The 8,620-nt window shown below is 70.8% G+C and carries 11 protein-coding genes; all 11 read left to right on the forward strand.

Annotation, left to right across the window (positions count from 1 at the left end; all coding sequences use genetic code 11):
* The first annotated feature begins 54 nt into the window (after positions 1-54).
* The 11 genes from ilvD (at position 55) to proC (ending at position 8,377) form a co-directional block, all read left to right on the forward strand.
* Positions 55-1,905: a dihydroxy-acid dehydratase gene (ilvD, locus tag LHJ74_RS09130; protein ID WP_260217341.1), complete on the forward strand. Its 1,851-nt coding sequence runs from the start codon at positions 55-57 to the stop codon at positions 1,903-1,905.
* Positions 1,906-1,947: 42 nt separating this feature from the next.
* Complete coding sequence (locus LHJ74_RS09135; RefSeq protein ID WP_260217342.1) at positions 1,948-2,313, forward strand: hypothetical protein; 366 nt, start codon at positions 1,948-1,950, stop codon at positions 2,311-2,313.
* 8 nt (positions 2,314-2,321) lie between these two features.
* Positions 2,322-2,909 (forward strand): hypothetical protein, encoded by a 588-nt coding sequence (locus LHJ74_RS09140; protein ID WP_260217343.1) that lies wholly within the window; start codon positions 2,322-2,324, stop codon positions 2,907-2,909.
* Positions 2,910-3,057: 148 nt separating this feature from the next.
* On the forward strand, positions 3,058-3,438 hold the full coding sequence (locus LHJ74_RS09145) for an ArsR/SmtB family transcription factor (protein ID WP_260217344.1): 381 nt from the start codon (positions 3,058-3,060) through the stop codon (positions 3,436-3,438).
* A gap of 77 nt (positions 3,439-3,515) precedes the next feature.
* Positions 3,516-3,719, forward strand: coding sequence for a hypothetical protein (locus LHJ74_RS09150; protein ID WP_375546699.1), 204 nt, complete (start codon positions 3,516-3,518; stop codon positions 3,717-3,719).
* 78 nt (positions 3,720-3,797) lie between these two features.
* Entirely contained in the window at positions 3,798-4,388 is a 591-nt protein-coding gene (locus LHJ74_RS09155; protein WP_260217346.1) for a MarR family winged helix-turn-helix transcriptional regulator, read from the forward strand.
* Between the two features lie 4 nt (positions 4,389-4,392).
* Positions 4,393-5,262 (forward strand): EamA family transporter, encoded by an 870-nt coding sequence (locus tag LHJ74_RS09160; RefSeq protein ID WP_260217347.1) that lies wholly within the window; start codon positions 4,393-4,395, stop codon positions 5,260-5,262.
* A gap of 81 nt (positions 5,263-5,343) precedes the next feature.
* On the forward strand, positions 5,344-6,099 hold the full coding sequence (locus tag LHJ74_RS09165; RefSeq protein ID WP_260217348.1) for an ABC transporter ATP-binding protein: 756 nt from the start codon (positions 5,344-5,346) through the stop codon (positions 6,097-6,099).
* Positions 6,096-6,833, forward strand: coding sequence for an ABC transporter permease (locus LHJ74_RS09170; RefSeq protein ID WP_260217351.1), 738 nt, complete (start codon positions 6,096-6,098; stop codon positions 6,831-6,833). The genes LHJ74_RS09165 and LHJ74_RS09170 overlap by 4 nt, the downstream gene beginning before the upstream one ends.
* 90 nt (positions 6,834-6,923) lie before the next feature.
* Positions 6,924-7,436, forward strand: a complete 513-nt coding sequence (locus tag LHJ74_RS09175) for a tetratricopeptide repeat protein (protein WP_260217353.1) — start codon at positions 6,924-6,926, stop codon at positions 7,434-7,436.
* Between the two features lie 131 nt (positions 7,437-7,567).
* Positions 7,568-8,377 carry a pyrroline-5-carboxylate reductase gene (proC, locus tag LHJ74_RS09180; protein WP_260217354.1) on the forward strand — a complete coding sequence of 270 codons (810 nt, stop codon included), beginning with the start codon at positions 7,568-7,570 and terminating at the stop codon, positions 8,375-8,377.
* Positions 8,378-8,620 lie beyond the last annotated feature (243 nt).

Below are 8,620 nucleotides of genomic sequence, written 5' to 3' on the forward strand. Positions count from 1 at the left end.
GGCGTAGTCTCGAAAATCCGCAGAACCGTACGCACCACAGAGAGTGGAGCAGTCATGCCCGAGCTGAGGTCCCGCACCGTCACCCACGGCCGCAACGCGGCGGGTGCCCGCTCGCTACTCCGCGCCGCGGGCGTGGAGCGCGAGGACTTCGGCAAGCCGATCATCGCGGTGGCGAACAGCTTCACCGAGTTCGTGCCCGGGCACACCCACCTCCAGCCGGTGGGCCGGATCGTCTCCGCGGCCGTCAAGGCGGCGGGCGGCATCCCGCGCGAGTTCAACACCATCGCGGTGGACGACGGCATCGCCATGGGCCATGCCGGAATGCTCTACTCCCTGCCGTCCCGCGATCTGATCGCCGACTCGGTGGAGTACATGACGGAGGCGCACTGCGCCGACGCGCTGATCTGCATCTCCAACTGCGACAAGATCACCCCCGGCATGCTGATGGCCGCCATGCGGCTGAACATCCCGACGGTGTTCGTCTCCGGCGGCCCGATGGAGTCGGGTACGGCGACGCTCGTCGACGGCACGGTCCGCAAGCTCGACCTGATCTCCGCCATCGCGGACTCCGCCAACGAGGCGGTCTCCGACCAGGACCTCGCCCGGATCGAGGAGAACGCCTGTCCGACCTGCGGCTCCTGCTCCGGCATGTTCACGGCGAACTCCATGAACTGCCTCACCGAGGCGATGGGCCTGTCCCTGCCGGGCAACGGCTCCCTGCTGGCCACCCACACCGCCCGCAAGGAGCTGTACGAGGCGGCGGGCCGTACGGTCGTGGAGATCACCAAGCGCTTCTACGAGGAGGACGACGAGACCGTCCTCCCGCGCCAGGTCGGCTCCCGCGCCGCCTTCGAGAACGCGATGGCCCTGGACATCGCCATGGGCGGCTCGACGAACACGATCCTGCACCTGCTGGCCGCGGCCCAGGAGGCCGGGTTGGACTTCACCATGCCGGACATCGACGCCCTCTCGCGCCGCCTGCCCTGCCTCTCCAAGGTCGCCCCCAACGGCGCGTACTACATGGAGGACGTCCACCGGGCGGGCGGCATCCCCGCCATCCTCGGCGAGCTGTACCGCGGCGGGATGCTCGACGAGGACGTGCACAGCGTCCACAGCCCCTCGCTCGCCGACTGGCTCAAGGAGTGGGACATCCGCGGGGGCTCGCCCTCGCCCGAGGCGGTCGAGCTGTTCCACGCGGCGCCCGGCTGCGTCCGGTCGGCCACCGCCTTCTCGCAGTCCGAGCGCTGGGACACCCTCGACACCGACGCGGCCGGCGGCTGCATCCGCGACATCGACCACGCCTACTCCACCGAGGGCGGCCTCGCCGTCCTGCACGGCAACCTCGCCGAGGACGGCTGTGTGGTGAAGACCGCGGGCGTCGACGAGTCCGTGTGGACCTTCGAGGGCCCCGCCGTCGTGTGCGAGTCGCAGGAGGAGGCCGTCGAGAGCATCCTCACCAAGCGGATCAAGGCCGGCGACGTCGTCGTCATCCGCTACGAGGGGCCCAAGGGCGGCCCCGGCATGCAGGAGATGCTCTACCCCACCTCCTTCCTCAAGGGCCGCGGGCTCGGCGCCAAGTGCGCGCTGATCACCGACGGGCGGTTCTCCGGCGGCACCTCCGGCCTCTCCATCGGGCACGTCTCGCCGGAGGCGGCGTCCGGCGGCGCGATCTCCCTGGTCCGGGACGGCGATCTGATCCGCATCGACATCCCCGAGCGCGTCATGGAGCTGAAGGTCCCGGACAGCGAGCTGGCGGCCCGCCGCGAGGAGCTCGGTGGCCGGTTCGCCCCGCGCAACCGGGACCGCAAGGTCTCCACGGCGCTGCGCGCGTACGCCGCGATGGCCACCAGCGCAGACCGCGGAGCCGTGCGCGACCTCTCGCAGCTGGACGGCGCCGCGCAGTAGGCCGGGCTCTCCCAGCACGTGGTCCGACGAGGGGCGGGGCGTATGGCGAAACGGGACGAATCGGCTGAGGCGTACGTCCGGGCATTCCGGGAGCGGGCACAGCGCTGGACCGGGGCGGGCATCGGCGTGCTGATCCTGGCGGGCCTGCTCTGGCTCTGGTTCATGGGCTGGCTGCTGCTCGACTACCACGCGGACGACGGGGGCGTCCCGTGCGAGGCGCCGATATCCCGGGAGCCGGAATCCAGCTTCGACGCCTGCCTGGAGGAGCGCGACTGGCCCGCCCTCGTGCTGCTCGGCGGAGTCGCGAGCTGCCTGTCCGTCGTGGGCGCGGCCTCCCTCGTGTACGGGCGGCTCAGTCTCCTCATCAACGAGCACCGGGCGACGATGGCCCTGCTGCCCCCGCCATAATCGAGGGTATGAGCGACACGCAGCGCCCCGACGGGCCCGAAGAGACCGGCGAGCAGGGTCTGCCGGGCCTGCCCGGTCTTCCGGGGGAAGAGGGCCCGGACGCCGACCGGCCTCTCCCCGAGCCGATCCGCTTCTTCGGCACCACCTGGGTCGACCACACCGGGGGCTACGCCCTGCGCCGCATCGGGCTCGGCCTCGGCTCTCTCCTCCTCGCGGTGGTGGGCGCCTACGCGCTCCGGCTCGCGTACGAGGGTGTCGCCATCGCGGAGCTCGGCGACTGGGCCCGGCTGCTGATGATCCTCGCGTTCGCCATCTGCAGCTCGATCGGCTTCTCCCGCACGCTCACCGGTTTCAAGCGCCGCCCGGAGACCGAGGAGGACGCGGCGCGGGAAAGGTCGATGCGCAGCTTCCTGCTTGTCGGCTTCGTCGGGGTCCTGCTCGCCTACGCCGTCCGCACGCTGATCGAGGCACCGGGCGAGAAGCTGCACCGCACCGAGCACGAGGCCGCGCTCAAGAGCCACGAGCGCCGGCGGACCGCACGCACCGGCAACCCGGCGAAACGGAAGCGGAAGCCCAAGCGCAAGCCCCGGAACTGACCCGCACCGGTCCCCGGCGCCCGCGGTGGCAGCCGCTCTCAGGGCTGACCCTGAGCCGACCCTGAACTGACCCGGACATGTGCCAGTTTCCTTTACAGCTGATGGCCGCAGGTGTCAGCTTTTTCTTACACACGGGAAGGGCGTCGCGATGGCCGCGGTCGGGAGTCCGACGGGGGACGAATTGCTGAAGGCCCTGGCGGCTCTCGGCAATCCGCACCGCATGCGGATCATCCAGGCGCTGTACGGGAGCCGGAACTACGTCAGCAGGCTCGCCCGCGAGATCGGCATGAGCCGTCCACTGCTGCATATGCACCTGCAGCGGCTGGAGGCGGCCGGGCTCATCGTCGGGTCGCTGGAGGTGGGGGAGGGAGGCAAGACGGTGAAGTTCTTCGAGGTCGCGCCGTTCGCCTACGAGCTCACTCCGCATGCGGTCGCCGAGGCGGCCCGCACCCTCAGCGACGACCACGCGGGTTCGCCCCCCACCGGGAAGCAGCGCGGAAGCGTGCGTGAGAAAGAGGGAATGCAGTGAACCAGCAACTGGCGGACGAATCCGAGGCGGTCGCCGTCTGGGCGGCGGGGCTCGGCACGGCCGGGGTCTTTGCCCTGATGATCGTCATCGTCTGGCAGGTCGCCGCGACCTGGCGGGCCCGCATGCTCGCGGCGCGCGAGGGGCAGTACAAGCAGCTCGCCACGAAGTACGCCCAGCTCCTGGAGGACAACGTGGAGCTGCACCGCCGCAGCATCGACGAGCTGACCGAGGCACGCAGATCCATCGCCTCCATGGAGAAGATGATGCGCGAGATCGAGTGACCGGGCGTCCGGCGGGAGTGCTTCCGGAAGACCGCCGGGGAGGTTGCACGGCAAGCCGGGAAGAGTTATGCATGAGTCATGCATGAAGGAGCTCGCACAGCTGATACGAACCGCACGGCGAACCTCCTGGGAGCCACAGCACTCGCTGTCACCGACAAGGCTCTGGCGGGGATCACCGGCGCCGCCGCCGTCAGCACCAGCGGCGCCGCAGCGCTCGTCGTGTTGTCCGCGGCGCCCGGCCTGAGCGTCACGGAGCTGGGACGCCGCGTGGGGCTTTCGCAGTCCGCCGCCGCCCGCATGGTCGACTCGCTCGAAGCCGAACGCCTGGTGGATCGGCGTTCCGGCGTCGGCCGCTGGGTGTCGGTGACGGCCACCGAAGCCGGTCTGCGGACGGCACACGAGGTGCTGGCGGCGCGCGGTGCACCGCTGGCGGAGGCCGTCGCGGTGCTCGACGAGCAGGAGCAGGCCGCACTGGGCGCCCTCCTCGGCAAGCTTCTGACGGGGATCTACCAGCAGGTCGGCAGCGCCGAACGGGTGTGCCGCCTGTGTGATCGCGGCGCCTGCGTACGAGGCGCGGTCTGCCCCGTCGGCCAGGCCGAGCGGCACGCGAAGGAGAAGAGCGCGCGGGAAGCCGCCGCGCCGGAAAGTGAACCGCGGGAGAGCGGCTAGCGGCATGGGCCTGCTCTTCGCTCTGGCCTCGGCAGGCTTCTACGGCGCCGCCGACTTCTTCGGGGGCCTGCTCTCCCGGCGAGCGTTCTTCGCCGCCGTCGCCCTCCTCGGCCAGGTGGGCGGACTGCTGTTCAGCCTGTTCGCCGCGCTGCTGCTCACCCCCGGCCCGGTGAACGCCGAGAGCCTCGCCTGGGGCGGACTCTCCGGCTTCGGCACCGGCCTGGGCATGGTCTTCCTCTACCGGGGGATGAGCCGCGGCGCGATGAGCGTCGTGGTCCCCCTCAGCGCCATCACCGGAGTGGCGCTGCCCGTGCTGGCGGGGGTCGCGCTGCTGGGGGACCGCCCGACCGTCTTCTCCTGGATCGGAATCGTCGTCACCCTGCCCGCCCTGTGGCTGGTGGCCCGCCGGGGGCCCCAAAGCGGCCCGGTAGCCACCGACGACGGGGCCGACGGGTCCGCCGACGCGCTTGCGGCCGGCTGCGGGATCGCCCTGCAGTACCTCGCACTCGCCCAGGCGGGCGAGTCTGCCGGTTTCTGGCCGGTGGCCGCGGGGCGGGTAGCCGCCATTCTCACCATCCTGCCGCTCGCGATGCGTTTCGGAACGCACCCGCGCATGTCCTGGGCGCCCCTGCGCATGCCGCCCCGCATCGCCGCCGCCTCGGCAGCCGCCGGCATGACGGCGACCGCAGCCCTGCTCTTCTACACGCTGGCGCTCCATCAGCAGCTGGTCACCGTCGCCGTCGTCCTCTCCTCCCTCTATCCGGCGATCCCGGTCGTGCTCGGCGTTCTCGTTCTGCGGGAACGGCTGAACCGGACGCAGGCGATGGGGCTCCTCGCGGCCGGTTCCGCCATCGTCCTGCTGGCCATGGGGTGACGCACCTCCGTGGCGCCCGTACGTACTCCGAGGTCCTCGCTGCTTGACGCGGGCGGGCCGGGCGTGATTATTCTACAGGTGATGAATATTTCACCTCCCGCCATCCGCGCAGCCGGTCTCCGCGTCGTACGCGGCGGCCGTACGGTGCTGGACGGGCTCACCTTCCAGGTCCCCGCAGGCACCGTCACGGGCCTGCTCGGCCCCTCCGGCTGCGGAAAATCGACCCTGATGCGCGCCCTCGTCGGCACCCAGTCGCACGTCACCGGCACGCTCGACGTGCTCGGCGCACCCGCCGGATCCCCCGAACTGCGCGCCCGCGTCGGCTACGTCACGCAGTCACCGTCCGTCTATCTCGATCTGACGGCACGCCAGAACCTCGACTACTACGCCGCCGTCCTCGGCATCAACCGCCGTGACCGCGCCGGGCAGGTCGAGCGGGCACTCACCGATGTCGATCTGACCTCACACGCCGACGCGCTGGCGGGAAACCTCTCCGGAGGCCAGCTCAACCGCGTGTCGCTCGCCGTCGCCCTGCTCGGCTCCCCGGACTTGCTGGTGCTGGACGAACCCACCGTCGGCCTCGACCCCGTACTCCGCCGCGACCTGTGGGACCTCTTCCACCGGATCGCCGCCGACCGGGGCGCCACCCTGCTGGTCTCCTCCCATGTCATGGACGAGGCCGACCGCTGCCAGCGACTGCTGCTCCTGCGCGCCGGCCTGCTGCTCGCCGACGACACCCCGGACAACCTCCGCGCGCACACCCGCACCGCGACCATCGAGGACGCCTTCCTCCACCTGGTCGACGCAGCTCGCGAAGAGGAGGAATCCCGCGCATGAACGCCTCCCGCACCTTCGCCACCGCGCTCCGCGTGCTGCGCCAGCTGAGGCACGATCCGCGCACGATCGCGCTGCTCCTGCTCGTGCCGGTCCTGCTGCTCGTGCTGCTCTTCTATGTCTTCGACGCGGACCGGCGCGCTTTCGACGGCATCGGCGCCTCACTGCTCGGCATCTTCCCGCTGGTGACGATGTTCCTGGTCACCTCGATCGCCACCCTGCGGGAACGCACCTCGGGCACCCTGGAGAGGCTGCTGGCCATGCCGCTCGGCAAGGGCGACCTGATCGCGGGGTACGCGCTCGCGTTCGGGCTGCTCGCGGCCGTGCAGGCGAGCGTCGCGACCGGCGTCGCCGTCTGGCTGCTCGACCTCAGCATCGCCGGATCGCCCTGGCTGCTGCTGCTCGTCGCCCTGCTCGACGCTCTCCTCGGCACCGCCCTCGGCCTCTTCGTCTCCGCCTTCGCCGCCTCGGAGTTCCAGGTTGTGCAGTTCATGCCTGCGATGATCTTTCCGCAGATCCTGCTCTGCGGGCTGTTCGCGCCCCGCGACTCCATGCAGCCGGTGCTGGAGGCGGTCTCCAACGTCCTGCCCATGTCCTACGCGGTCGACGGCATGCGGGAGGTGCTCCGGCACCCCGACGCGACGGGCGACTTCGCCGTGGACGCGGTGGTCGTGGCGGGCAGCGCCGTCCTGGTCCTCGTCCTGGGCGCGGCCACCCTCCGCCGCCGCACGCCCTAGGTTTGTCGCCGGTCGCCAGCGCACTCGTCGACTCCCTCCTTGGCCTTCTCGCCCCTGCGGCACAGTTCGCCCCTGCGGCATAGTGGGCGCATGCAGACGCCGATGAGCGAGCCGATGAGCGCGGAACTGGCCGAGGCGGTCGCGCTGCGCGAGCAGGGCAGCCTCGACGAGGCCCGGATCCGGCTCCTCACCCTGTCCGCTCGCCACCCCGAAGACCCGCAGACGGCCTACCAGACCGCCTGGGTCCACGACGCCCTCGGTCTTGAGCTGGAGGCCCTCCCGTACTACGAACGTGCCGTCGCCACCGGGGGACTCTCCCCCGAGGACCGGCACGGCGTGCTCCTCGGCCTTGCCAGCACCCACCGGGTACTCGGGGCCCACGGCAGCGCGCTTGCCGTCCTGGAGACGGCGCTCCAGGAATTCCCGGGGAATCCGGCGCTCCGGGCCTTCCGCGCCCTGGCACTGACCAACGCGGGCCGGGCGGAGGAAGCACTGTCCGACCTGCTGCATGTCCTCGTCGACACGACGGCCGACCCGCAGCTGCGGGAGTACGCTCGCGCGCTCTCGTATTACGCGGACCACCTGGACGAGACGGCGGGCTGACACGGCGGGCGGACGCGGCGCGCCGGTGTCCCGCCCAGTGGACGCCAGCGCACCGGCGGGGCCAAGGTGCGAAGATGGAACACGCACCGTACGCACTCGGGCAGCCGGATACGACGAGGTGAAAACCCGCCATGAGCCAGAAAGTCGCCGTGCTAGGCGCAGGCAAGATCGGTGAAGCGCTGCTGTCCGGCATGATCCGGGCGGGCTGGGCACCGGCCCACCTTCTGGTCACCACCCGGCGGGCGGAGCGCGCGCAGGAACTCCATGTGCGTCACGGCGTCGAGTGCGTCTCCAACGCGGAGGCCGCCAAGCTCGCCGACACGCTGATCCTGACGGTCAAGCCACAGGACATGGGCAGGCTGCTGGACGAACTGGCCCCGCACGTACCGGCCGACCGGCTGATCATCAGCGGCGCCGCAGGGCTGCCCACCACCCTCTTCGAGGAGAGGCTGACCACCGGTACGCCGGTCGTGCGGGTCATGACGAACACGCCCGCGCTGGTCGACGAGGGGATGTCCGTCATCTCGGCGGGCACCCACGCAGGTGAGCCCCACCTCCTCCGGACCGAGGAGATCTTCGGCGGCGTCGGCAAGACTGTCCGCGTCCCGGAATCCCAGCAGGACGCCGCGACCGCGCTCTCCGGCTCCGGGCCCGCCTACTTCTTCTTCCTGGTCGAGGCCATGACCGATGCGGGCATCCTGCTCGGCCTGCCCAGGGACAAGGCACACGAGCTGATCGTCCAGGCGGCGGTCGGCGCGTCCACCATGCTGCGGGACGGCGGGGAACACCCGGTCACCCTTCGGGAGAACGTCACCTCGCCGGCGGGGACGACCATCAACGCCATCCGTGAGCTGGAGAACCACGGCGTGCGCGCGGCCTTCCTCGCCGCCATCGAGGCGGCCCGCGACCGCAGCCGCGCCTTGGCCTCCGGCGAGGGCTGACCGTCCGCGAGCTCTCCCTGCCTGCCACCTGGCCGACGCGAAGTGGTCGCACCAGGCAGGTTTGAAGGCCGTGTGCTGGTGGTGTAGTGTTCTTCGAGTTGCCACGGAGTCTTCACGACTCCGGGTGGCCATCCCGCCGTCTTCGTGACGGCACTCATCTCATAGTGCGATCTCCTTCCGGGAGATGATTTCGGCATGCCGGAATCACTTCGGGAAGCCCGGTTTTGAATTCGGGTGGCTGAT

Origin of the sequence: Streptomyces gossypii (genome assembly GCF_025165795.1) — a bacterium.
Lineage (GTDB): Bacteria > Actinomycetota > Actinomycetes > Streptomycetales > Streptomycetaceae > Streptomyces > Streptomyces gossypii.